The 25,076-nt window shown below is 45.7% G+C and carries 19 protein-coding genes and 3 pseudogenes; 5 read left to right on the top strand and 17 right to left on the bottom strand.

The window, feature by feature from the left end; genetic code table 11:
* Nucleotides 1–113 precede the first annotated feature (113 nt).
* Nucleotides 114–1,099 (top strand): annotated as a pseudogene (locus PAV_RS22280) (DMT family transporter).
* A 136-nt stretch (nt 1,100–1,235) separates the two neighbouring features.
* Here the strand turns inward: PAV_RS22280 and PAV_RS22275 are convergent.
* The 3 genes from PAV_RS22275 to PAV_RS22265 all read right to left on the bottom strand — a co-directional run bounded on the left by PAV_RS22275 (nt 1,236) and on the right by PAV_RS22265 (nt 4,885).
* Nucleotides 1,236–1,427: a hypothetical protein gene (locus PAV_RS22275; protein ID WP_157267191.1), complete on the bottom strand. Its 192-nt coding sequence runs from the start codon at nt 1,425–1,427 to the stop codon at nt 1,236–1,238.
* Nucleotides 1,428–1,708: 281 nt separating this feature from the next.
* Entirely contained in the window at nt 1,709–3,643 is a 1,935-nt protein-coding gene (locus tag PAV_RS22270; RefSeq protein WP_005550013.1) for an LTA synthase family protein, read from the bottom strand.
* A gap of 147 nt (nt 3,644–3,790) precedes the next feature.
* Complete coding sequence (locus tag PAV_RS22265) at nt 3,791–4,885, bottom strand: hypothetical protein (protein ID WP_005550011.1); 1,095 nt, start codon at nt 4,883–4,885, stop codon at nt 3,791–3,793.
* Nucleotides 4,886–5,642: 757 nt separating this feature from the next.
* Here PAV_RS22265 and PAV_RS22260 point away from each other — a divergent pair.
* Together PAV_RS22260 and PAV_RS22255 are read left to right on the top strand one after the other, a co-directional pair.
* Nucleotides 5,643–5,888, top strand: a complete 246-nt coding sequence (locus tag PAV_RS22260) for a hypothetical protein (protein ID WP_005550010.1) — start codon at nt 5,643–5,645, stop codon at nt 5,886–5,888.
* 59 nt (nt 5,889–5,947) lie between these two features.
* Nucleotides 5,948–6,286, top strand: a complete 339-nt coding sequence (locus PAV_RS22255) for a hypothetical protein (RefSeq protein WP_238555887.1) — start codon at nt 5,948–5,950, stop codon at nt 6,284–6,286.
* 210 nt (nt 6,287–6,496) lie between these two features.
* On the opposite strand, the gene PAV_RS36980 is transcribed toward PAV_RS22255, so the two are convergent.
* The 14 genes and pseudogenes from PAV_RS36980 to abc-f all read right to left on the bottom strand — a co-directional run bounded on the left by PAV_RS36980 (nt 6,497) and on the right by abc-f (nt 22,765).
* The gene (locus PAV_RS36980) at nt 6,497–6,619 is read right to left on the bottom strand and encodes a hypothetical protein (protein WP_005550007.1); all 123 of its coding nucleotides are present in this window, start codon (nt 6,617–6,619) and stop codon (nt 6,497–6,499) included.
* 80 nt (nt 6,620–6,699) lie between these two features.
* The gene (locus PAV_RS22250) at nt 6,700–7,842 is read right to left on the bottom strand and encodes a hypothetical protein (RefSeq protein ID WP_005550005.1); all 1,143 of its coding nucleotides are present in this window, start codon (nt 7,840–7,842) and stop codon (nt 6,700–6,702) included.
* A 265-nt stretch (nt 7,843–8,107) separates the two neighbouring features.
* Nucleotides 8,108–8,800 carry an LrgB family protein gene (locus PAV_RS22245; protein ID WP_005550004.1) on the bottom strand — a complete coding sequence of 231 codons (693 nt, stop codon included), beginning with the start codon at nt 8,798–8,800 and terminating at the stop codon, nt 8,108–8,110.
* On the bottom strand, nt 8,797–9,174 hold the full coding sequence (locus PAV_RS22240) for a CidA/LrgA family protein (RefSeq protein WP_005550003.1): 378 nt from the start codon (nt 9,172–9,174) through the stop codon (nt 8,797–8,799). Before PAV_RS22240 ends, PAV_RS22245 begins: the two co-directional genes overlap by 4 nt.
* Before the next feature lie 225 nt (nt 9,175–9,399).
* Nucleotides 9,400–11,955: a flippase-like domain-containing protein gene (locus PAV_RS22235; RefSeq protein ID WP_005550002.1), complete on the bottom strand. Its 2,556-nt coding sequence runs from the start codon at nt 11,953–11,955 to the stop codon at nt 9,400–9,402.
* A 103-nt stretch (nt 11,956–12,058) separates the two neighbouring features.
* Nucleotides 12,059–12,991: a tyrosine-type recombinase/integrase gene (locus PAV_RS22230; RefSeq protein WP_005550000.1), complete on the bottom strand. Its 933-nt coding sequence runs from the start codon at nt 12,989–12,991 to the stop codon at nt 12,059–12,061.
* A gap of 587 nt (nt 12,992–13,578) precedes the next feature.
* A pseudogene (locus PAV_RS22225) lies at nt 13,579–13,956 on the bottom strand (formate/nitrite transporter family protein); the annotation flags it as partial.
* 371 nt (nt 13,957–14,327) lie between these two features.
* Entirely contained in the window at nt 14,328–15,245 is a 918-nt protein-coding gene (gene rbsB, locus PAV_RS22220; protein WP_005549995.1) for a ribose ABC transporter substrate-binding protein RbsB, read from the bottom strand.
* A gap of 18 nt (nt 15,246–15,263) precedes the next feature.
* Entirely contained in the window at nt 15,264–16,232 is a 969-nt protein-coding gene (rbsC, locus tag PAV_RS22215) for a ribose ABC transporter permease RbsC (protein ID WP_005549994.1), read from the bottom strand.
* Between the two features lies 1 nt (nt 16,233).
* Nucleotides 16,234–17,715 carry a sugar ABC transporter ATP-binding protein gene (locus tag PAV_RS22210; RefSeq protein WP_005549993.1) on the bottom strand — a complete coding sequence of 494 codons (1,482 nt, stop codon included), beginning with the start codon at nt 17,713–17,715 and terminating at the stop codon, nt 16,234–16,236.
* 276 nt (nt 17,716–17,991) lie between these two features.
* A complete protein-coding gene (gene rbsD, locus PAV_RS22205; protein WP_005549992.1) occupies nt 17,992–18,390 on the bottom strand; it encodes a D-ribose pyranase in 399 nt (132 codons plus the stop codon).
* Nucleotides 18,390–19,268 carry a ribokinase gene (gene rbsK, locus PAV_RS22200; RefSeq protein WP_005549991.1) on the bottom strand — a complete coding sequence of 293 codons (879 nt, stop codon included), beginning with the start codon at nt 19,266–19,268 and terminating at the stop codon, nt 18,390–18,392. The genes rbsD and rbsK overlap by 1 nt, the downstream gene beginning before the upstream one ends.
* A pseudogene (locus PAV_RS22195) lies at nt 19,231–20,249 on the bottom strand (LacI family DNA-binding transcriptional regulator). Before PAV_RS22195 ends, rbsK begins: the two are co-directional and overlap by 38 nt.
* A 761-nt stretch (nt 20,250–21,010) precedes the next feature.
* Nucleotides 21,011–22,765, bottom strand: coding sequence for a ribosomal protection-like ABC-F family protein (abc-f, locus tag PAV_RS22190; RefSeq protein ID WP_005549989.1), 1,755 nt, complete (start codon nt 22,763–22,765; stop codon nt 21,011–21,013).
* A gap of 1,357 nt (nt 22,766–24,122) precedes the next feature.
* Here abc-f and PAV_RS22185 point away from each other — a divergent pair.
* Complete coding sequence (locus tag PAV_RS22185; protein ID WP_157267149.1) at nt 24,123–24,761, top strand: hypothetical protein; 639 nt, start codon at nt 24,123–24,125, stop codon at nt 24,759–24,761.
* Nucleotides 24,758–24,886, top strand: coding sequence for a hypothetical protein (locus tag PAV_RS36975; RefSeq protein ID WP_005549985.1), 129 nt, complete (start codon nt 24,758–24,760; stop codon nt 24,884–24,886). Before PAV_RS22185 ends, PAV_RS36975 begins: the two co-directional genes overlap by 4 nt.
* Nucleotides 24,887–25,076: the final 190 nt, after the last annotated feature.

The raw sequence follows: 25,076 nt of genomic DNA, 5'->3' as shown, positions 1-25,076 counted from the left end.
CATCACGAAAAATATTTATTACAATATACTTTACTTAAAATATAATATAGTATATTATACTTTACTGGATACACAATTGAAAATGATTTTCAAGTAGAGGTAAGGTGAGCATCATGAGAGCCATATTTGTTGGCATTTTAGCATCCATGTTTTTTCATCCACATTCATTATTAATCGCGCGATGAACCTATCTGGGACAAGCTGGGCTTGGACCGCATCGCTGCGCTTTTTACTTGCCATCCCGATCCTGCTGGCAATTGTTGCATTTCGCAAAAACCTTACACCGCTTTTCCGAGAAATGCGCAAGCATCCTTTGCACTGGCTAACTTGGGGTTCCATGTGCGGCGTCGCGTTCTATTCTCTGCTCAGCTTCGCGGCAGTCTATGCACCATCTTGGCTCACATCAGGAACGTGGCAAATTACGATCTTAATTGGCGCATGCTTGTCTCCTCTGTTCTATGAGACTCGCCAGACACCGAATGGCCCGGTAAAAGTGCGACAATCTATTCCATTCAAAAGCATGCGTATTTCCGTCATTATACTTATCGGTGTAGCATTTATGCAAGTGTCTGAAGCGAGCAATGTTACACTGTCTGAATTGCTGCTTGGTTTCATACCTGTTATTATCGGCGCCACCTTCTATCCGCTTGGCAACCGTAAAATGATGGAGCTGTGCGGCAGTAAGCTGGATTCCTTCCAGCGCACACTCGGCATGGCGCTTGGCAGCATGCCTATTGCCATTCTGCTTGGCATTTATGGAACCGCTACGGTTGGATTGCCATCCGCTTCCCAGTTAGGTCAAGCTTTGCTGCTTGCCATTAGCTCTGGCGTAATCGCCAGCCTGCTGTTCTTCTTGGCAACCGATATGGCGAAGCACAACACAGTGCTGCTTGCCGGGGTCGAATCTACTCAAGCAGGTATTCTTATCTTCACCGTGCTTGGCGAGGTACTGCTGCTCAACGGTTCATTCCCTCAAGGGTGGTCGCTCGTCGGAATGTTCATCATTATTGCCGGGATGATCGCCACAAGCTTAGCAAATCGCAATATTGCGCCGGTCAAGCCTCAGCCTGTACCCACACTATCCAAGAGTGCTAGCTAATATACGGATACAGCGAAAGAGCGCCGCATACAGCCAATGTGTATGCGGCGCTCTTTCTATTATATAAGGTGGAGGGAAAACTAACCATGGTAAGTTATTATTTTCACAAAGTAATCAAAATGAAAGTCATTGATGGTTATGCGTAATACGCATTCAGTAATTCACGTGTTTCTTCATTTTCTTGTTCAGGTGCAAGTCCTTTGTCTGCCCAGCATTGTCTGCACTCTTCTTCTGTCGTGCAGCGGTCGTTATCATCACACATATAGCAAAGTTGAAGGAAGTTGCGAGTTACTTGATCCGTTGTGTCAAATGTTTTGAATGTTCTCATCATTATCACTCCCTGTTCTTTATGGTTATACTATATCATGGAATTTAATGATAGTATGTGAATTAAATCACAACTTAACGTGAACATATATATGTAAGCTGCAGTTCTCCCACAATCGTTTGGTTACGGTAGAACTGCAGCTATTTACTGGAGTTCTTATTTCTTGTCCTTCATTTCTAGATGAATTTTGCTGCTGCATCGGATACGGCTGCTTCCGCAACATAATCTGTCGGGTTCATCGTTACATAACGGATAGCCCTTCATCCTATTATTATTTTGCGCTATCTTTTTGGGAGCAGCTGAATATATTCGTCTGACAGCTTCATCAAAGAGAGAATATAGTCGTAATCCTTTCGATACGCTTCTTGAACCGGGACAGGCTGTAGGGTTTTCAGCGAAATGGCCGTACCATCCTCAAAGCCCTCGCCTGGGACGAACATCACCTCATTATTGAAAAATGAGCCCGTAGGCAAATAATAACGCATACCAACCACGTTATTATCGGTGTTCAGCATATCGCGTCCAAAAGCGATAAATTGCTTCTCCTGTAGCGATATACCGAGTAGGTTGGCGATCGTCGGCATAATATCAATCTGACCGCCTATATGTTCAATGACTTTCCCCCCGGCTTGTTTCGGCACATGGATAATAAGCGGAATATTAAAGCGGCTCACTTCATTCGAGTAAGGAACACCCAATCTTTTAGATATATCTGCGTCGCTTCCTTCATTCGGATTCACGCCAAAATGATCGCCATACACGACCAGCATTGTTTGATCCCAGACTCCTTGCTTCTTTAACTCTTCGATAAACTGACCCAACGCATAATCGGTATAGTTAATTGCCGTTAGATAGTTCCCTATATACGAGCCCTCCATATCTGCTGGGAGCTTCAACTTCCGCAGCTTGTCCGGAACAAGAAATGGAGCATGACTGGATGTTGTAACGAATTGAGCATAGAAGGGCTTATCCTTTTTCGTCATGTCCCGAATCTGTTTTGCTCCGGTCCGATACAATTCTTCATCCGAAGCACCAAAATCATTGAAGAAATCGTTCGTATAGTATGGCTTATCGTAGTAATGATCGAATGCTAAACCAGGATAAAGCAAATGTCGGTTCCAGAATGTTACGTCATTGACATGGAACGTCGCCGATTGATAATTCAAGTCATGAAGAAGCCGAGGCAGGCTTGGCAGCTCTCTTATCCCAAAGCCCGTAGACATCGCAACCGTTCCTGTCGGGTAAATGGACGTATTGGACAGGAATTCTGCATCCGATGTATTCCCCTGGCCGATTTGCTGATATATATTCGAAAAATAGTAGCTATTCTTCAAAAGCTCATTCAGCACAGGTGTGATCTCCTGTCCTTCCAGCTTGGCTTGAATCGGGAAATTTTGAAAGGCTTCTAGCTGAACCACAATTACATTGGCGCCACGAGCAGTACCGAAATAATGCGGCTGACCAAGCGGCTGGCTGTCTTTGCGATAAGGATAAGTTGCTTGAAGCTCATTAATTTTCGATCTTGTTTGATCCAGGTTTCCGTTCGCAATGATTTCATTCTCACGTATAATTTTCAACGCTGTTGCTGCTTGATAGTTGAGATAGCCAATCTTCTCTGACTTTACTTTCTCATTGCTGATCGATTCGGCCTTGTCTATTACGAACCAGGAGTAGCTCATGCAGACGACCATAAGCAGAGCCGCTGCTACTCTCCACTTCCAACCTATGTACCGCTGCAAAGGAGCCGAATCCATCCAGAATCGGTGTTTCGAGTAGTTTCTGCGGAGCAACCATCGCGCTGCTATGAAAATCAATGCCACTGCAATATCTACAAAAAACAAAAAATGTGAGGTCTTGATGAGCGGCCCGATACTGCCGCTGATTTGGGGAACTTGCCCCATTTCATTAAACGCTGTAAATGTCGGAACTGAATTAAAGTGAATATGGTACAGCGTCGCTGCGAACATAATAATAGAGAAAATGCCATTAAAAACCCAATAAATGGAACCCTTCACTAGTCCAGGCAATACTGCTTCAAACAAACTAACAAGAACAAGTATTGAAATCATATCTGTTAGCAAGCCTGATGCGGTTACCGAATCATAGACGAAATGACGAAGCAGCATTAATTTCCCCACTAGAAGAAATGTCAACAGCCCGCCTTGCGAAAGCTGAACCCGCTGGCGTTCAACCTTAGCTAGTGAAATATTAGTCATGATCGCTCATCCTTTGCAATGATGTTCATTCGTGATGATGATGCTTTTTTACATACCGACCTATTATAATACAGAACCAAATGAATGAATATGGTTATTATGGATCACGAGGAAGCGATTGCTACCCTCATATCCCGCTTCCTAATCTTACTCCTGATCCGATGTAGAGAAAAAATGATAGGAGCCCTGCCATGAAGCAATCCCTCCTTTTTTCAACACCGCTGATTTATTATAGACTTGCAGGAAGTATGACTTGCCATAATCCTGAGTAAATACAATCGGCTGATCTTCAGCAAGATAATGCAACTGTCCGAACCCATAATTGCGATCAAGCGTTACAAGCAATTGATGCTGACTTCCATCCTGCACTGCTGAGCTAACCAAGTATTTATCAACGTCAGGATGCTGAGACTTCGTACCAGAGTCGCTGTACATGGATCCTGCACTTCTTGCTACTTCTGTTGTCCCCGCATAGTAGCGCACCTCATTGTTCCATGCCCCGTTGACAGATTGCAAGCCATAATACCGATAAAGCGTGATATCCTCGAGCGGCAAAATATCCAAATGTACTTGTACCTTTCCACCTTCTACCTCATACGTTACGGTTTCCTGCAAAATTTCACGGCCGCTGCCATCCTGCTCCTTCGTATTAAAGCCTTGAATTCGATTTACAACTTCGATTTTGATCTTGTTTCCGGTTGCAACGATCCCATCTTGCAGCTCTTTCCCATCTACCCAAACTTTGTACCGAACGGTTCTTCCTGTTGTAGAGCTATTCCCACCGCCATCATAATTATGATTGCCGCCAGTGAAATCCTGACCCTTTCCATTTCCATTCTGGTTGGCACCAACGATGTACGGTCCAATCCAGTCCGATATATCAGGCCATAGCATCACTGAAGGACGAGCCAAATCCGCATTGGTATCCTTGTTCGCATTCGGACTAAGCCTCCACTCCTTCATCCCGTACAAGTGATTCGCACCGGCATGATCGAACATGATCCACATATCGTTGCCGCTATTGTACTTATGCGCAATCTTCAGGCTGCTTCCATTTTTCAAGACATATTGAGTGGTGCCAAGCAGCGGGTTGGTCAGTATTGGATTTGAAAATGCGTAATTCATTTTTAATGGGTGTTCACTCCCCTTCATCTGAGCAACGGTCGAACAAAACGATGCCATGAGCACCGAAGCAAGAAGGAAAGTAGCCGTCAGAATACGTACATATTTCGTTGCCTTCATTAGTTCACTCCCTTTAATCTTTTAATAAAGCGTTTTCATAAAGTTGGAACATAACGCCATCAATTCTCCTAGCATCCTCTCCCATCTAAGTGAACTCTCTTTTATGGATATTTCATCCTATCTTATCATAGCAAATTGATTAAATAATTCAATTAATACGTTTGTTTGAAGTTTTTGAAACATGAATTTGATTAAAATCCAAACTTGTCGACTTTTTGACTCGGAGAAATACTCATTTGTATTAGTTACGCATAGAGTGGCATTCCGGGATATGAACATAAGCAAGCACGAATACGATAAGGAGTTTGTTCCTATGGTAATGACACCACATGTGATAAATCTCCCCTTTGTATTGCACAATGACATCAAGTATTTTGATAATTATGTCCATTGCCGAATGAGGATGAATATTTCCAATTGTCACCTTGTGAGAACGCATTTAGGGGTCTGGTCAAGATAGGTTCACTGGGGAATTGGGCTATGAGGATTTTTCACGACATGTTACATGGATTCCTGTCATGGCCTGTTTGTTCTGCGCACATTTTGACTGAGAGTTTTTTGCCTGCCCTTTTTGACGAAACAGCCAGGTTATCGTTCATAAAAACCGGTAAGTAACGGTTTTGGGAATAATTTTATGTTTAACGGGCAGTAATAGAAAAAGCAAATTCCTATCTATGAGGATGCCCACGAAACCGGAGCATTACCACACGTCTTAGTTACCGTAAGCAATAGAACACCGACAGAGGAGTGCAGCAAAATGACGCTCGAACTAGGCGACCATGTTTGGTACTGGAATGGCAACATCTCACTTGACCAGAACATCCCGAGGGCCCTTTGGTTCCCGGGTTCGAATCCCCACGATCCAAACGATTACCAGGGCCTCGGAAAGGAAATCTACAATTACGTGATCCACGCCGATGAAATCGCGCGTGGGCGCCCGCATATGCGAAACTACGAAGGTAGTTTCGCGTGGCTCAACAACAACCCCGGTAACATCATTTAGGCCGACCCGGCGGGCTCGACTTTGGGCAGTATCCCGGCAAGTTCAACTGGCACAACTTCTTGATCTTCCCAACGTGGAGTGATGGATTCAACGCAATCGCCTTGCTGCTCCGCAGCCCGGCTTACGTGGATCTGTCAATCCTGGACGGATTCAAGAAATACGCCCCCGCGTCAGATGGAAACAACCCGGTTGCATACGCCAACGCGGTGGCTGCGGCTTTGTCGCACGAGGGCATTACGGTGAATACTCGGATCGGCGACCTGACCGACGACCAGATGTTGGTCATGCAAAATAAGATCCAAGAAGTCGAGGGCGCCATTCCCGGCAATAGTCTCGCGTGGGACTCGGAGGACATACCAACAGAGATCGCGAGCCAATTGCCGCCTTCTGTCCGCTGAGTGTCCCCGGGCACTTCATCGCCGCGCAACCCGAAACTGGACAACAACCCGGTGTACGGGCGCAAATTTTTATGTGCGCCCTGAACAACATGATAGGCGGCTTCTATACGCATCTCACGGACGTGCTGGCTGGAATAGTCGCCAGCACTACGGTTTGCTTGCGGCGACCTGCTCGGCCGAATACATCGATTCGGCGGAATTCCGCCTTACTTACATCTGGCGCTGGTCGAGATCATCGGCGGAACGCAGGGCGGGCAGTACGTCGACGTGGATCTCTACCATTTCTTCCTCGACTTGTAATCGGCGAGAGCCGGACACGGTTGTTCCCGTCATTACCAGTATTCTCCCCATACAGGCACAAAAACAGGGCATGCATGTGCATGCCCTATTGCCAAAACATTATGCTATTATTCTTATGTCTCTGGATCATATGCAACGTTAACGGAGCGATACCCGAGCTGTTTGATTTGCTCTGTTGTCATATATAAGATACCTTCCTCCAGAACACTATTTGCTGGATTCAATTCAATTAAGCGACTTCCATGCTCAAGTTTAAATCGGAAGGCAGCGGCCTTCTTATCCAGCTTGCTTAGCTTCCAACCATACACTTCCGCAAGCGGCTTAACCGGAATTTTCGCAGTCTGCTTCTCTTCAAATACAAACGGCACGCGCGCGGTCGTACCATCAATCGTCACTTTGTAATCGCACTGCGTCTTCATTTTCATTTTTTCCTCGGGCAGCGCGTCCAGATCGAAATCCGACGGCAAATCAATCGTTGAATCCTTCGCGTTCTCGGAGTGCGGCAAATAAGCTTCAGCCGCTGCCCAATCCTTCAAGGGCTTGGATACGCGCTTCTTCAAATCCAAAACATACAAAGGGCGATCTGGCTTGTTCAGTGTATACACCACGTAGCCCTTGTCTGGTTGAACGCCGCGGAGGTTACCAAATGCGACACGATCCAGCTTGTCCGCAGCAGGATCGTAGATCACAATTTCCTCCTGGTTTGACTTTTCATTCAAGCGACTATAAATGATTCGATTATCTGAAAGCCACGTAGCTCCAATGGAATAATCCGTGCGAAGCCACTCCTTCGTCTTCCCGGTTTGATTATTACGCAATACATAACTATGAACCTTGCCCATATTTCCTTTACCAGTCGGTTCAAAATATAATCGTTCATGTATGCCCCATTTGCCATCAGGCGAGGAACGGAACAATTTCCCCTTCACAACTTCTTGATCCTCAGGATCATAAATATACTGCATCCCGCCTTCCACACTATCGGCAAAATTCGTATCGAGCACAGGTAGTTGCTGACCTTCTTCTACCCGCATGCTCCTAATATTCGGGTTCCATTTCTTCCACTGGCCGTCAGCCATCTTTACAACAACACGCTTCTCGCGCGTCTCCAAGTCGATCCGTTCAACATTATAATAGACCGCCCCGCTCTGCGGATCGGTAAATATCTTCTCGGCAGAATATGTACCTGCTGCACCTGCGAGTGATGGCAGGCTCAAGCCTAAGAGGATACCCCATGCCCAAATTGTCGCCTTCAAGGGATCATCTCCTTCACGTATAATCATTCATCAGCACAGCCCGATATGTTGGCTGCATATTTGATTTTTCGCCTACTAATAACAACGTGCTGCAATCGAAAATGTTTCAACTCTTTTTATAAGCCTTGTCATATAGACGAATAGGGTGAAGTTGTTCCCTTCAATGCTTTAGTTCTACTAATATAATCAGTTCCAACAAAAAAACGCCTACCGCACGTGCGATAGACGTCTCCTACTTGTTAGCCTGTGATGTGCATAACAAGCATTACATAAAGAACATATAAATGGGTGTAAATAAAATGGATGTAATTAGTCCAGCTAACCCCATTGCCAAACCACTAAACGTACCTTGCTTCTCTGAATCCGCCAAACTCTTTGCTGTCCCGAATCCATGTGCAGCTGTTCCCATTGCAATGCCGAGGGGCACTTCGCCGCGAATACCGGTCATGCGCAGGAAGCTCGTTCCGAACAATGCACCTACAACACCGGTAAATACCGTAAATACAGCGGACAATTCAGGCATTGCGCCTAGCGACTTCGAAATTTCAACCGCGATTGGTGAGCTGACTGATTTCGGCAGCATGCTCAGCATCACCTCTCTCGCACCATCCAAGCTCATCATGATCGCCGCGACACTAACTATCCCTACAAGCGATCCGCATGTAATCGACAAGCAGATGGCAGCGAACTGTTTCTTAACCAGCTCACGATATTTATAAATCGGTACACCGAGTGCAATTGTAGCTGGCCCAAGGATGAGAGCCAAAATATCTGCCCCATTTTTATAATCTTGAAGCGGAATGTTTCCGATGACGAGGAAGCCGATTAGCACTACCGAGCAAAATACGATCGGATGCATCCATTTGAAGCGAACGTGCAGAACGCGAGACAATGCATACACAACGATCGTTGCCGCTATTCCAAACAAAGGCTGCTGTGTCCACGATAATACGTTCATGTAGCATCCCCCTTTTTCACTGTTACCGTATCAGCTTCTGACGAGGGCTTCTCCATCTTCGATGCCACGAAGCCGGTCATCCATAGTACGACAAGCGTACTGCCAATAATGCCTACCGAAATACTCACCCAATGCGCACTTAGTATGGGCAAGAACGCCATAATGCCGACAACATACGGGATGAAGAATAACAGCATATGATCAAGCAGGAATTGAGCGGAATTCTCTACCCACTCCAGCTTCACCCACTTCATGCCGAGTGCAATCAGGAACAGCACCAAGCCAAGCACGTTGCCGGGCAGCGGGAGATGAAGCAAATTGTGCAGCCACACACCTGCAATGTTGAACCCTAATAGAATTGCAAATCCAAGCATAAGGAACCACCTTCTGATGATAAGACTTTGTTGAAATCCGTTCCTATTCTGAAACACCACTATTTTAGCAGAACTGGACTTCACGTCCCACAGACGGATATGGTCGAAAAGCTGAGCTGTAAGCGGTTTTTTACAATAAAAAGGCCTGGAGCAGCCTCCAAGCCTTTTCACCTTTTTTCTGCAATTTTCATAAATTCTAATCATTTTCGCATGATTCGTGTCACACTATTGCCGCAATCGGCGAATAATCCGTGTTACGCGCCACACTGTCCAATTCATATGGCGCTGCTTGCGGAATGCAATATACTGCGGCTCCCACGTAACATCAAATAAAGACAACCTTACTCTTCTATAGTTATTCATCGGATACAGCTCACGAATCCTGCGGAAGATTGCTACCGCTGTCCGTTCAGACCATAAATATGGCGCACGATCCGATTCAACATGCGAAAGCGGCAATAATCCACTCGCAAGTTGCTTGCAATCATGATGTTGTCCTAACCAAACGATAATGTCGCGCAGCTGCTTCAGCACCTCATCCTGTTCCGGCTGACATAAGCCGTGGCAGGAACGAATATCGCCAATCATTATCATCTCCGCTGTGTAATCAATCCGAAGGACGATGTAGCCGAGCAGTCGATCCCCATCTGCTTCATCCAATAAGCGTACTAACTGCAGCGTAGGATCAGGGACGATTAACATTTGATGAATCGTATCAAGATATCCCGGAGTCACTTCTTCCCACATTTTAGCTGACTCCATAACTTGCTGAACCAATGGTTCTGGCAAAGGGAATGGAATCAGCTCATAGCGATGAAGAGGCGGGCCAGTTACAGGTTCAGCCAGCTCATAACGGGCAATTTCTCCTACCTTGAAAAAGTCATTTCCATAATCATGGAGCAGCGGCATACCCTCAATCCCTGCTTGATAGAACACAATATCAAGCCCAAAACGATCAGCGTGCTCATATAAAGAGTGCAAGGCGTCATGCTCCTTAGCCTTCATTCGTTCTAATCGAGGCATTCCAAGCATAATGACCCGGCGGCCCTTAATAATGAATGGGAAGCGGATTTTGCCGCCATTGACAGAGAAGACACGCTTGTCCGCTACATTGTGATACATCCAGCCATTAATGCCAGTTAAGATGGCTTGATCATCTGCGCGCCAATCTCTTCCAAGCGGCTTCTTTAAATGCCGCTCGAACATCAGTACTCCAATTGCATACATAACTCCCGCTACGAGAAGCCCCGTAATTAATGTCGTCGTAAATTGAACGTAGCTCAAAGTATATGTCGCTGCATCTGCTGACTTTTCATGGTACTCAGCTAACATGTATCCCATCATCATGTACAGAAGCATGAGAAGCGTCCCGAATAAGCTGGTGAAGAAAATGGTGCTCTTCGTTAATGGGAACCGATATCGCGTGAACTGTGAGCGAATTAGAAATAAGAACAGCAGCATTCCGCAAAGCCACAGCGTATGGCGAATCGTTGTCCCCAACAGGAATGTAAGCAGCGTACAAATGGCGAGAGAGGCTAAAGTCATCACATACGCCCGAATCGTTCTTTCAAATAGCCCCTTCAATTGCAGCAGCATCAAAAGGCTTGCACCTAATAAGATACCGTTCACTATTGGAAATATGGAACCATGGAACAAGGGCAGAACGAACATGGATGATTCCCAGGATGGCTCTGTAAACGTGTATGTAAATAAAAACAAAGAGGTCATGAACAGCAGAATCACAACTGACCATGCAGACAAAGAGCTCCATATCGACCTCTGTACGAACCATAGAATGCTTCCTGACTCTATATACGATCCTAACGTAGGATGATCCTCGAACTTCTTGACGGCAACACCGCCGAATTCGAAGGCCGCAAAGATTAACCCCAGCGTAAAGGGAATAAAGTAGTATACGATCCGATAGAGAAGCAATGCGGTAAATACCGTGCTGTCTGCAACCCCTAGCGCCTGCAGGCCAATTAAGTATGTGATGTCGAAAGTCCCGAATCCCCCTGGGACCATACTGATCAGACCGGCGATGGCGCTCACTGTAAATACACCGATTACTTCAGCATAGGAGACATCTGCCTTCAGCATAAATAAGATTACATAGGCCACCGAACCTGCAGCGAGCCATTCAATAAATGACACAACCGTATAGCCAAATGTCAGCTTGGCGTTCGCGTTCGCTCTTCCCTTCCAGCGCGAGAAAAGTAAATACGCAGGAAAGAATAAGGCCACCCCGACAAGAACGATCCATAGCCATCCCTTGGCTGCAAGCAGCTCACCTGCAGGGAACACGTGCAGCAGCACTAAGATACCTAGCAATGATAATCCGCTAATCATGGAAGGCGCCATCCAAGCGATCGCCAGCAGCAATTTACCCGCATCCCCTGTAAATGGACGGTATAGAACGGTACGAATTCCTACCCCAGCAATACCTCCGAATCCAACAATGCCGTTAAAGGTATTTGCAATCCAAGAAACTCGAAATGTTTTGCCAATAGGAACAGGTGCCTTAATCGAACGTAGCAGCAGGCGGTCATAGAAAAACATAGTTGCAACCGCCAGTCCTCCTAATACAATGAGTCCCGTAAAATACTCACTCGATATTAAACGGATGGCATGCAGCGATTCCCGTAGTGAAAACCTGGATAATTCCTTCTTTCCTTGAATAAAGACAAAGATAATGACGGCTAAAGGAAAGGCTATCTTGAGCGTCTGAACAAGCCGCTTATTGCGCAATAAGGCTTGCAGCTTCGTCTTGATTGCATTCATTCAACCCCTCCTCTTTTCCCTGATACCATATAGTTTGTAGTGGGGGCAGGTTCGTTATACGTTTCCCTTCCTAATTGTATACGTTCTTGCATCATTTTTCGACTCATGATAAAAATGCCTGCAAGCGAGTCACAGCTTCTTCTTTTTGTCGATCGGTTACATGGGTGTATACCGTTGTCGTTTGAATGGAAGCATGTCCAAGCATTTCCTGCACGGTTCGTATATCAGTACCGCTCTGCAGCAGCATGGTAGCGAAGGAGTGGCGCAGCTTATGGCAGGAATACGATCGCCCTCTTCCTCCATGCGGTCTCCGTTCCTGATCCGATTGCAGCTTACAAAAAGCCTGCTCTGCAATGTATTGAATATTGCGAATTGACAGACGCTGACCCTTCTGGGAAATGAAGAAGGCATCCTCACCTTCCCTCCAAGGCGTGAGTCGCTCCGCAAGCGCAATGTCCAGCTGAGCAGCAACCACCGCAGGCAGGGGAATCGTTCTCCACTTTCTCCCTTTGCCCAATACTTCAATGGAATGCCGTTCCGGATAATAATCCGATACATTCAGACGATGAACCTCGCCAACACGAAGACCCGCATATCCCATCAGCATGAGAATCGCCAGATTACGATCACGATACTTTCCTTCTGTTCGAACGAGAAGCTGGCGGAGCTGCTCTGGGTTCATAAATACAGGTGCACGGTTCATTTCTGTCTTTGATTTTTTCACCCCGGCAGCCGGGTTCACATCTGCCAGCTCAAACTCATTTAGCGCTTTATAAAAGCTTGTTACTGCACAATGCTTGCGATTACGCGTCGCATCACTCACACCGGACGCCTTCACCTTCGCAAGAAATGAAAGCACTTGGAACTTCGTCGCTTCTTCGGCAGGCTTGCCGTCCAAAGTGAGCAAAAATTGACGAACATCTCCCATATAATTTTTCTTCGTATAATACGTATACCCCGCATTGTCCATCCACAATCGAAAGGCTTCAAGCGGCTGCTCGTACATGGCCTGCAAATCATCTCGTGTCCAGTTCATTACGCATTTCTCCCTTGATTATGCTGCCTAAATAGCTACAAAAAAACTGCGTATAATTGATATTATACGCAGTTTTAGATCTGAGAGGCAAATAAATTAGCCCGTATCCATTGGATCGTAACAATCATCGATTGTTTTCGAAATTTTGACTATCGATAATCGCGGTGATATCCACTGATCAACATGATCTGGGAAAAAGTGAAGCCGATTCATCCTTAGAGTAGGAGAAACCGGCTTTTTCATGAACACGATTCGCTTAGCTTTTTTTCATTAAAATGTTGACGTTCCTGTCGGATGACAAGAACTTGATATCATGGTCGTCAGCTATACTAATCTCTTTCATCATACACGGGCCCCAGTCTGTCCGCTACAGGGCCTATTAAACGTTCATATTTTTAACGTCATGACTTTCTCTCCCTAACTAGGTATATGTTAAACTAGGGGTACCTCCAGCATTTCGGAAAAACCACGCTAAGCACATTTTAATACAAAAAAAGCCGCCTATCGCCACTTCATTCAAGCGACGACAGGCTGCTTAACCGTGTTTTCTACTTTTATTTCTAAAACAACTAAACTTCCACTCCTTCTCAATCCTTCGCAATATACCAATAAGCATTTCCTACAAACAAAATGCCGCCAACCATGTTGCCAAGCGTGACCGGAATCAAATTTGCGGCCAGTCCTGCCCATGAAACCGTCTCTGGATGCGGGATGAACAGCGAGACCGACAGTAGCGTCATATTCGCCACGCTGTGCTCAAACCCGGAGGTGATAAAGGCGAACAGGCACCAAAAAATCATGACCAGCTTCGCGACCTCTTCCTTCAGCTTCATCGAACACCAAACCGCGAGACAGACAAGCGTATTACATAAAATTCCACGCACGAACAGTTCCATAAACGGCGCATTCATCTTCGCGTTCGCAGCGTTGTTGATGAAGTCAGCCGTGCCGCCCTGTGCAAGCCCGGTAACAACGAAAAGCGCCGGGAGACGGAATCGATCTGAAGAAGATTAGCTGAAAGGCAGAGATAAATCAGGCTGTTGAGGAAGCCATATAAATGATCTCTAACGAAACGTGATATCGCTATTTGCGGCTAAATTGAGCCGCTAAGATTCTAGTATCGTTATTGTGCTAAACAAGTGCCTTTGTGACTGTTTTACCCCCAATATCGACTTGTAGTTACGTTAAATCTGATTTCCTTTTGTTTTTGAGACGTAACGCCGCCGATTACGTTCGCAAAAAAAGCTCCCTTAACAGCAGCAGGCCCAAAAACATGAGCCTGTTCGCCGAAAAGAGAGCATAATAAACGAATCGTCATCCAAGTATTTTCCGTATCTTATTCTTTGATCACCAACTTTAGCGGAGCAGGAATCGTTTTGTCCACTGTCTTGCCCTGCAGCACATCATATGCAGCTTGCACCGCAAGCTGTCCGATCAGCTCAGGCTGTTGCGCCACAGTAGCCGTCAGCTTGCCTTCCTGAATCGATTTTAATGCATCATCATTACCGTCAAATCCGACAACCGGAATATTTTTGCCGGTGCTCTTAATAGCTTCAATCGCACCTAGCGCCATTTCGTCATTGTGCGCGAACACAGCTTGTACATCAGGGTTTGCTTGCAGCAGGTTCTCCATCACATTGAGACCTTTTGTACGGTCAAAGTCTGCCGTTTGCTTTGCAATAACTTTCAAAGTTTGGTCGGCCACTTCGTGGAAGCCTTTGCCGCGTTCACGGGTCGCCGATGCGCCCGCTACACCTTCAAGCTCAATGACTTTCGCATTTTTGCCGACGAGTTTCTCGATAAATTCAGCCGCCATGCGCCCGCCCTTGACATTATCTGAAGCTACTAGTGCTTTAACGTCGCCTTGATCCGCCGAGCGGTCGAGCGTAATGACAGGAATACCAAGGTTGTTCGCCGATTGCACGGCTGTTGAGATGGCTGAAGAATCAGTCGGATTAATGAGCAATACATTAACGCCTTTTTGCATTAAGTCATCCACGTCATTGCTTTGTTTAGCCGAATCGTTTTGCGCATCAACGACAATTGTTTCTATGCCGTGTTTTTTGGCTTCGGCAACCACGCCGTCTTTCAAGGAAACGAAAAACGGGTTATTCAGCGTTGAGACGGACAAACCGATTTTCATATTTTTCAAGTCCCCGTCTGACTTTGGTTTCGCCCAGCTTGGAGGCTCTAGGGAACATCCGGTCGTTACAATGAGCAGAAACGCTGCCAGTATAAACGTTAGCTTTTTCATGTGATTCTCTCCTCTCGCTTATGCAGATTTCTTCCGGTCGATGAGCACCGCAATTAGAATAACGATACCCTTGACCACCATTTGATAGAAAGAAGATACGCCAAGCAGGTTAAGACCGTTGTTCAGGGTGCCGATAATCAGTGCACCAATCAGCGTGCCGACAATTCGCCCCCGGCCTCCGGAAAGGCTTGTACCGCCCAATACAACCGCAGCGATTGCGTCCAGCTCATAGGATGTACCTGCAGTCGGCTGTGCCGAATTCAAACGTGAAGTCAAGATAGCCCCGGCCAAAGCGGAAAGCATACCTGCCAAAGAATAAATCATGATTTTAACGCGTGATACTTTAATGCCGGAAACGATAGCCGCTTTTTCGTTGCCGCCGATTGCATAGGTTTTGCGTCCAAATGCCGTTTTGTGCAATATCACCCACAGCACGGCAAAGGCAATAATCATCGTAATAGCAGGAACCGGAATACCGAACTGATAACCGCGACCGAACAATTGGAATGTCATGCTGTCACCAAGCCCGGTAATCGGGTTACCATCCGTATAAACAAGCGTCATTCCTCGGAAAATCGTCATTGTTGCAAGTGTCGCAATAAACGGAGCCATTTTGCCCTGTGTCACCAGAAGACCGTTAATCATGCCCATAACGCCACCAAGCAAACATCCGGCGAGGATAGACAGAATCGGATCATAGCCGGCTACGAGCATATTGGCTACAAACGCACTTGATAATGCCAGGGTTGAACCGACGGACAAGTCGATCCCGCCCGTAAGAATGACGAAGGTCATCCCAAACGCAATCAGTGCGTTGATAGATACCTGCCGCAGCAAGTTTAAAATGTTAAGCGGTTCCAAAAAACTTGGGTTTAGAATGGATACGATGACAATCAGAATGAATAGACCAAGAAGCGGTCCGAGCTTTTGCGTCATTTGCGAAAGTTGAAAGCCTTTGCTTGTTTTTGCATCATTGATGGTAGTCATATCACTGTCCCCCTGTCGCCAGCGTCATTATTTTCTCCTGTGTCGCTTCTGCTTTGTTTAATTCTCCTGTAATTCTCCCTTCATGAACAACAACGATGCGGTCGCTCATGCCGAGCACTTCAGGCAATTCGGAAGATACCATAATGATGGCAACGCCATGGCCTGTAAGCTCGTTCATGAGCTGGTAGATTTCGCGCTTAGCGCCAACGTCTACGCCCCGGGTCGGTTCATCAAGGATTAACAGCTTCGGCCCGATACCTATCCACTTGGCAATAACCACCTTCTGCTGATTACCGCCTGACAAATTGCCCGCTGCGGTTTCCGCTGAATGCGTTTTGATCTGCAGTCGCTTAATCAAGGCATCCACGAACACCTTTTCACTTTGCGTCGAGATGAGGCCCTTTTTTGTAAATCCACTGATGCTTGGGAGCACCATGTTTTCCCGAACGGAAAAGTCCAGAACCAATCCTTCGTCTTTGCGGTCTTCCGTGATGAAACCGATTCCATGATTTACGGCATCGACCGGCTTTCTAATCACGACCTTCTTGCCGAACATGCGAACCTCGCCTTGATCCAGCCGATCCAATCCGAAAAGCGCTCTCATGATTTCGGTGCGTCCCGAACCCATCAGGCCTGAGAAACCAACGATTTCGCCTTGACGTACCTTGAAGCTTACATCTTCAAACCATCCTTTGCGAGTTGCATGCTCAACTTCCAATACAACCTCGGCCGGTGAAGGATTGCGAGCAGGGAAGCGTTCGGTCAGCTCTCTGCCGACCATTTTCTTTACGACTTCGTCGAAATTCGTTTCCGGAATCGCCTTCGTGTCTACCGTCCGGCCGTCACGCATAACCGTAATCCGGTCGCAAATTTCGAAGATCTCCTCCATTCGATGCGAAATATAAACAATCGATACTCCTTCTTGTTTCAAGGATCGAATGACTTCAAATAGTTTCTGAATTTCTCTTTCCGTCAGCGCCGAGGTTGGTTCGTCCATGATAATGACCTTGGTGTCCGTCAACAGTGCCTTGGCGATTTCAATCATCTGCTGCTGTCCCACCGAGCATTGTCCTGCTTCCATATTCAACGGAATGTCAACGGAGAGTCTTTTGAACTGCTCCTTTGCAAGCGCCTTCATTTCCTTTGATTTAAGAAGTCCCCAAGACGAGGACATTTCCTTCCCGATGAACAGGTTATCCACCACAGTCATATCAGGCCATATATTCAGCTCCTGGTGGATAAAAGCGATGCCTTGACGCTCCGCTTCTTTCGGATTGGCAAAATACGTTTCCTTGCCGTCGATAAGAATAGTTCCCTTATCTCTTTGATGCAGGCCCGTCAGGATGTTCATCAAGGTAGACTTGCCCGCACCGTTTTCACCCATGAGGGCGTGAACCTCGCCTTCGCGCAAGTCAAAATCGACGCCAGATAATACCTGGTTGCTGCCGAAGGCCTTGTGGATTCCTTTCATTTGAATCTGCATAATGGCTCCTCCTTAAAAGTTTTGCGAACGTTGCTTCTATGGATGTTCTTTACAGCAAAACTTACTTCGTTAGCAGATGCTTAGTTTTGCGGAGCTATGCTCCTATGGATGTCTTCGCAGCAAAACTACTTCGAAAGCTTACGCTTCGTTTTGCGTGTGTTGCTTCTCTGATTGCCTTCATAGCAAAACTAGCTTCGTAAGCAAATGCTTCGTTTAGCGGAGCAAGACTCCTCTAACTGTTTATCACAGAAAACTGCTTTGGCAAGCACACGCTTGCTAACCGAAATAGACGCCTGCCTGTAAAATGATATTGGCGAACGGCTTGGCCTCGCCCGTGCGAATCACAGCTTTGGCCTTGCGGGTCAATTGTTTGAATTCTTCGTGAGGACAATCCTCGATTTCGCAATCTGCAAATTTATGCTGAATATAAGCATTTGCTTCACTATTTTGCGTTTTGATTTCTTCCGCAATCACCACTTTTTCGATTTGCATATCGGCAGCAATGGCATTTACGGTTTCTTCGAAACTTGGCGTGCCTAGCGTCAGCGCCAGATCAATTTTCTTTACCCCTTCCGGGATGGGAAGACCGACGTCGGCGACAACGATCGAATCCGTATGGCCCAAATCAGCTAGAATTTTCGAAATATGACTGTTCAATATGCCTTGTTTTTTCATTACATCTGCGCCTCCACTTCTTGACGATATGGCATGCCGCCCTGCGCACCAAACTTCGTTACAGACAAGGAAGCTGCACGATTGGCAAAACGGACGCTATCGTAAATCGCTGTTCCCTCTGCCAGAGCAACCGCAAAAGCGGCATTAAAAGTATCTCCCGCACCAGTTGTATCCACCACTTCTACTTTGTAAGAGGGTACAAGCACTTCATTTGAGCCATCAAAATAACGTACTCCCTTGCTGCCTTCGGTTATAAACAGCTTGTTCGGATACTTGCGCAGCGCCTCTGAAATGCTCAGGCTTGAAAACAGTATTTTCGCTTCATGCTCATTTGGCGTAATATACGCAGCATTTTCGATTACTTCATTATCAAGCGGACGTGCAGGCGCCGGATTGAGCAGCAGCGGAATCCCCAGCTTCTTGCAGATTCGGCTAACATAAGTTACGGATTCTACCGGAATTTCTTGCTGGATCATCACCATATCCGCGTCTTTAAAAGCTCTCATCGAATGGTCGATGTAATCCGGCGTTACTTCATTGTTGGCCGCTTTTACGACAACAATACTGTTATCGCCTTCCGCTAAAACGATATGCGCCGTTCCGCTTTCCATATGTGTAACCGGTTCCACATAGTCGATACAAACTTTGTTTTGCTTAAAGTTGTTCAAAATTTGTTCAGCGAATGCATCGTCTCCCACGCGCCCGATCATGGTTACGTCGGCTCCGAGCCGCGCTGCGGCTACGGCCTGGTTAGCTCCTTTGCCTCCAGGAACGGTTTTGAAGCTTTCTCCGAGTACCGTTTCACCGGCCCCCGGGCGTTTGGACGATGTAACGACCAAATCAATCGATGAGCTTCCTACTACAATAATTTTTGCCATGTTGCCCCACCTTCCTCATTGTTTCCCGCTCTGTAAATGTTACGGGCATCTGTATGATTTTCTGATCTACGTTTTCATTCTCTAATAATTGTATCAAAAGGTCTGCCGAGGCTCTGCCCATATCATAAGCAGGCTGCCTGATCGTCGTCAGCGCCGGTGTTAAGAGACTGCTGAGCGGAATATCGTCAAATCCGATAATTTGCACGTCATCGGGTACATTCTTGCCAAGTCGAAGCGCTTCATGAAGCACCGCCGTAGCAACAATGTCGTTGCTGGCAATTATGCCATCGGTGTCCGGATAACGTTCGAACAATTCCTTCGCCCACTTTCCTGCTTCCGTGAACGAAAATGATGTAGTCTGGATCACATTGTAATCCATCCCATGACGATTCAACACATCAATCGCGCCCTGATAACGATCCTGCGCCGGCCGAATGGAAGCCGGACCCTGCATGACCGTAATCCGTCGACTGCCGCGGGCAATCATTTCACGGGCAGCTATCTTTCCGCCTTCGTATCCGTCCGCATATACCGATGGGCGATTATCCACCGTCCGGTCGAGGAATACTACCGGAATCCTCAGCTTTCGATAGATATCGGCATCCGGATGATTCGTGGAAGCAATCACGCCAACCACATTATTTTGTACAAAGGTTTGGATATATTCCTTTTCTTTTTTGAGGTCTTCATCGCTGTTACCAAAAATGATCCGAAAATCATTTTCCTGCATCTTATCCTCGACCCCTCGCGCCAACTCAGGAAAAAAGGGTTAGTGATATCCGGGAGAAGGAAACCGATGAGTCTGGATTTTCGCTTGTATAAGGATCTTGCTACTTCATTCGGCGTATAATGGAGTTCTTTGATAGCGTTTTCAATCTTTCTGCGGGTATCATCATGCACATATCCAGTGTCATTGATTACCCGCGATACGGTTGCCGCCGATACGCCCGCATGTTTCGCTACGTCTCTAATTGTTGCCATAATTGTTACTCACCTCTAAATATGAAACCGGTTACACATATAAAATAACACAATCATTTATCTTTGACAAGGTTTATGCCTGTTCCATTATCTAGGTTGGATGACTGCTGCATCTTTTGATGGTTGTGGCAGGCTGCGGTTCTGATCAAGTAGAATCTGAGGACATTTGTACTAAAAAAATACGACACAAACATTAATCCTTGACCTTTGATTTCCACCCATTTAGTAGAAATTCCTTGAACCAATGTTTGTGTCGTTCTATAATCTCCTGTAATGCGGCAAATGGAGATCGAAACGCCTTCCTTCGAAATGAAGGAAATTTTGCTTATTAGAAAACCTATCTCATGAAATCTTCAAGTGATTTTTTGGATCAACTCATACCCATTCCCCATCCCTTTGGGCTTAATGTTGACTGTACCCATATAAGGAATCACACCGATGGAAACGCCAGCAGGAAATGCATGCCCGATTACGTCTTTGTTCGTTCCAGACGAAGGCCTCACTTCAGAGCATTTTCTCTCCCTGCGTCACGATACTTTGTTTCTCTTAAGCTGAAATAGAGCTACCGCCTGTTTGTAGGCCGTGAACCACAGAGTCCAATTCATTTTCCGTTAGCTCCAATCGGACATGAGTTCCGCTTTGAAAACCAGACATGAACATCAGAATAGCCATACATTTAGCAGGAGTACATGCCTTTTCATTCTCATATTGTCGGACATCCTCTCATGCACGAATGTACTCCTATCATTCGCTAAATTCAGCTAATTATGATTAGATTGTTCCAAATGCTTTTTTCTGTTGATCCACAATTGGTATTCCTTATCTAGTGCCGCATACTTCTTATCTCCCGGCTTACACAGTGATAGCTCAGCTAACACTTGGGACAATTTATGCTCTACCATTAATCGATCGTACACAACAGTTGAGGAAGGCATCTGTTCCGATCTCCTTGCATCAACGCTTCCAATTTGCACTGCCTGACTTAATGGGCGCTGTGATAGAGTCACTTTACCGTCATGAAAGACCAACCATTTGTGACATACTCGTTCGAGGAAATACCGATCATGAGAAGCAATCAGCATCGTTCCAGAATATGAGGTTAACGTTTCCTCCAGCTGCGTCCTGCTCTGTAAATCTAAATGATTCGTTGGTTCATCTAGAACAAGTACGTCTGAATGATTGACGATTAAGTTCGCAATTTTAAGACGCATCCGTTCCCCCAAGCTTAGGCGCTTCATCGGTTTCATCAACATTGCTGACTCGATCCCCATCTGAGCGAGTACCGTACGTACCTCGGCAAGACTTTCGGAGTCGTACCATTCTAATGCACATTGCTCCGTATCCAGCTCGTCCAGCTCCTGAGATAAGTAGACGGGCTTGATACTTGGGCTTAGCCAGATCTCCCCCTTATCAGGTTGAAGCTGCCCAATCAGCATCCGGATAAGGGTTGATTTGCCGCATCCATTCGGCCCCAGAAGTCCGATTCTGTCACCACGCTGAACGGTAAATGAACTATCTTGAAATAAGAGCTTATTCCCTACAGATTTACGAATCCGATTGGCTTCCAGCATTCGCCTCCCCCGTTTCTCGGGATGATCGAATTCAAAATAGATTTGCTGCTCTTCTCGCGGCTTCTGAATTCCTTCATATTCCAATCGACGAAGCCTTTTTATCCTCGATTTCACCTGTCGATCCATTTTCTTGGCCTTGGTACGATAGAACTCCTTGATCCCAGTACGCATCTCGATCATTTTGCCAACTTTGCCTGCTTCTCGGTGCGCCTTGGAAGACCACTGTTCCAAACGGAGGATTTCCGCTTCTATTTTTGCTTTATACTTTTGCTCTGTCTCATATTGATGCAGCTGATTCTGATATCTTCGAGCTTTTTCATCGCGATACGCACTGTAGTTCCCCATGTATTCATGAGCAACCCCATCCTCGAGCTCAATGATGCGCTGAACCGTCCGATCGAGAAAATATCGATCATGCGAGATGACAATCATCGAACCATCATATGCATTCAGTTCTCGAATCAACCATTCTACGCCATCCAAATCTAAATGATTCGTTGGTTCATCTAATAGTAATAAATGAGGGCGAGTAGACCAGATATGAGCTAGCGCCATCTTCGTGCGCTCCCCTCCGCTCATATGACGAACTCTCTCCATTTCCCAGGACTGTACCTGACTTACGCCCATCATGCTTGTTGCAGTCATGAATGAGGAAGCTCCCTCCTTCTCCAGCATACATTCCGACATCTCACGGAACATTTGAACAGAATACGAAGTCGATTGCCGTAAATATCCGATATCAATCGAATCTCCGTAACAAGTGATCACGCCTGCGTCCGGCTTTTCTGTTCCATATAGTAACTGAGCGAGTGTCGTTTTGCCTGCACCATTGCATCCGACCAGTCCAATGCGATCCCCCTTGGCAATATCGAGCTGAACATTTCGCAGAACCTGCAAATCTCCAAAGGCTTTCGCTAATTTTCTGCAGCTTAACAACAACGTCATACGTTAACCTCCTTTATCTGCGCAACTAAGCGCAACAAAAAAACCCACCGGCCTCTGCCGATGAGTCACGATTAGATTGTGCGATAAAGAAACCTAACGTCAACAATTCGCATACCCTCCATAAGCACTCGGAAAGAGCTTACGCATAGTACAAGTCACGACAAAACAAAACAGGAGCATGGCTTATTCAGCCTGCACTGCTTCCTCTGTACGAACTATTACGATAAGGAGTATCTGTATATAGGCACACTTGTTTTCTAACCGTTCCACCATTGCGGCAGAGCATCTGGATCGTTGTATCCAATTTCATAACGAAATCCAATTAGTTAGTCCACATGACCTAAAAATAGATACCTCCTCTACTATATTCGCTATAACCTTAACATAATGTGATGAAAAAGTACACTAATAATGAACATCATTTCATGAATCCAATATTTGCAGTAATTTTTTAGTTAACATAATATTTTATATGTAAACACAATATAAAACGTAAATCATTTACTCCTAACAAAATATTGTAGAACGACAGAATACTGATTATTTTAGTGACAGAAACACTTTTTCCATTCGCGATTCTCAGGCCAAAGGTACATCGATAGTTCGGAAAGTACAAGCACTTTTTGCAATTTGCCTCAAGCGCTTTAAAGTGTTTCCTCTCCTTTCTAATTCCACAACACGATTCATGCTCATTCCAGTCTTTGCTTCATTCGATCTACTCCAAATAAATTCACCTCATTATAGCTTATCTTTATCCTTCATTCGGAAGTTGTTTAAGAGGCCTCATCCCTGTGCAATAAAGAAATTCCAATATGGCATACAACGACAAGAGAGACAGGAAATTTATGTCCATGTATTTTAACGGTATTTTGGGTCAATCTATATGTGTTTCCAACATCAATAAAATGAAAAATCAAAGGAGCTATTCAGACAATCCGAAATTGAGTACATACAAGCAGGAATGACATTAACTTTAAGACTTCACAGAGGGTCGATCCGATCAAAATCCGGCTATGCCGGGTTCCGACCTTGCCACTGGTTTTGGTCTGGTCGATGCGTCCCGCGCGATCGATGAAGCAAAACGTATGGGTTAGCAGACTGTTAAAGCTCGAAACTATCGAAAAACGAAGGAGTATCAACAAATGGCAGTACCTCAATTACCGAATGAAATTATCTTAATGATGGCTAGCCGCGATATGCGAATGCACCACTATATTTGGCATACAGTGCGAAACAATTGGCTCCGCCTGTCTAGCTCAGCACAGCAGAGTTTGAGAAACTTGGGGTGGGAACCCCCCCGCCCCGCCCTGAATCAAAACAGAACTCCAATCTTTAACAATGCTTCAGGTGAAGATTTTTGTTTATGCATCGGCAAATGATCGCATCCGTCAACAAGGAACTGGAAAGAATCGGCCAACCCGATTACCTTAAAGTCGAAGGGTGGACGAATGTTCCTGCGCCTGGTGATCAGGATTATCCGGTTCCTCCGGCTTGGAATTCCGATTTGAATCAAGTAAAATCAGATTCCTATTATTCAACGGTTCTGTTGCCTTTAGAAAATCAGTTTAAAGATCCGGAACAATTAAGGAATATGAGCTTGGGTGAGATGGGAGCGCGCATCGAGTTTACGATTCATAATAATCTTCATATGCGGTTTGCGTCGAATCCTGGTCAACAAAGACCTCCTGTGGCTGCCGAGAATCCTGAAGTTATAGACTCAAGATGGGATAATCCTCAGTATGACTATTTAGGGGATACTTATTCAAGTCATGTAAACCCAATATTTTGGAAGCTGCATGGTTGGGTAGATAACAGAATTGAAGATTGGAAAAACGCAAATGAGGTTTTAGATATACAATGGATCGGAACATGGGAAGGGCCCACTCATCATCATCATTTTGCAGATTCGCAGGATCATCTGAACCGGGCAGTAAGTGTGCTGGGAGAGAATGATCTGCTTCCGGAATTCCCGACAGGAGAACCGACGCTGAGATGACTGCGAGAATCATTCTTTTTGCCGTGCCAATTGAAACTATGGATGAAGAAGAACAGATCAATTTTCTGTCGTTACTCAGAAAAGTATTCACTTTTCTTGCTGCAAATCAACGTCCAGAAAAATAATTGCTTTTTTTGCATATAATCCATGGTTAAATAATTTCAAAGTAAACCTTATTCTGTCGTTGGACAAAAATACCGAGGAGATCACTGAATTCAATGAAACAAAACAAAAAACAAGAGAGCAGATGCCCTCTTGTTTCGAGTAATTTACTGAATGCGTTTATTTAATCAATCTAATTTTTAGTTCCATTAA

Origin of the sequence: Paenibacillus alvei DSM 29 (assembly GCF_000293805.1) — a bacterium.
Lineage (GTDB): Bacteria > Bacillota > Bacilli > Paenibacillales > Paenibacillaceae > Paenibacillus_B > Paenibacillus_B alvei.
Note: the sequence above shows the minus strand (reverse complement) of the source record. Positions and strands in the feature narration are given on the sequence as shown.

Excerpts from the sequence above, each read along its gene's own strand:
- PAV_RS22275 (WP_157267191.1), bottom strand. The coding sequence starts at position 1,427 with ATGAGAACATTCAAAACATTTGACACAACGGATCAAGTAACTCGCAAC.
- PAV_RS22270 (WP_005550013.1), bottom strand. The coding sequence starts at position 3,643 with ATGACTAATATTTCACTAGCTAAGGTTGAACGCCAGCGGGTTCAGCTT.
- PAV_RS22265 (WP_005550011.1), bottom strand. The coding sequence starts at position 4,885 with ATGAAGGCAACGAAATATGTACGTATTCTGACGGCTACTTTCCTTCTT.
- PAV_RS22260 (WP_005550010.1), top strand. The coding sequence starts at position 5,643 with ATGACGCTCGAACTAGGCGACCATGTTTGGTACTGGAATGGCAACATC.
- PAV_RS36980 (WP_005550007.1), bottom strand. The coding sequence starts at position 6,619 with ATGACGGGAACAACCGTGTCCGGCTCTCGCCGATTACAAGTCGAGGAA.
- PAV_RS22245 (WP_005550004.1), bottom strand. The coding sequence starts at position 8,800 with ATGAACGTATTATCGTGGACACAGCAGCCTTTGTTTGGAATAGCGGCA.
- PAV_RS22240 (WP_005550003.1), bottom strand. The coding sequence starts at position 9,174 with ATGCTTGGATTTGCAATTCTATTAGGGTTCAACATTGCAGGTGTGTGG.
- PAV_RS22235 (WP_005550002.1), bottom strand. The coding sequence starts at position 11,955 with ATGAATGCAATCAAGACGAAGCTGCAAGCCTTATTGCGCAATAAGCGG.
- PAV_RS22230 (WP_005550000.1), bottom strand. The coding sequence starts at position 12,991 with ATGAACTGGACACGAGATGATTTGCAGGCCATGTACGAGCAGCCGCTT.
- rbsB (WP_005549995.1), bottom strand. The coding sequence starts at position 15,245 with ATGAAAAAGCTAACGTTTATACTGGCAGCGTTTCTGCTCATTGTAACG.
- rbsC (WP_005549994.1), bottom strand. The coding sequence starts at position 16,232 with ATGACTACCATCAATGATGCAAAAACAAGCAAAGGCTTTCAACTTTCG.
- PAV_RS22210 (WP_005549993.1), bottom strand. The coding sequence starts at position 17,715 with ATGCAGATTCAAATGAAAGGAATCCACAAGGCCTTCGGCAGCAACCAG.
- rbsD (WP_005549992.1), bottom strand. The coding sequence starts at position 18,390 with ATGAAAAAACAAGGCATATTGAACAGTCATATTTCGAAAATTCTAGCT.
- rbsK (WP_005549991.1), bottom strand. The coding sequence starts at position 19,268 with ATGGCAAAAATTATTGTAGTAGGAAGCTCATCGATTGATTTGGTCGTT.
- abc-f (WP_005549989.1), bottom strand. The coding sequence starts at position 22,765 with ATGACGTTGTTGTTAAGCTGCAGAAAATTAGCGAAAGCCTTTGGAGAT.
- PAV_RS36975 (WP_005549985.1), top strand. The coding sequence starts at position 24,758 with ATGACTGCGAGAATCATTCTTTTTGCCGTGCCAATTGAAACTATGGAT.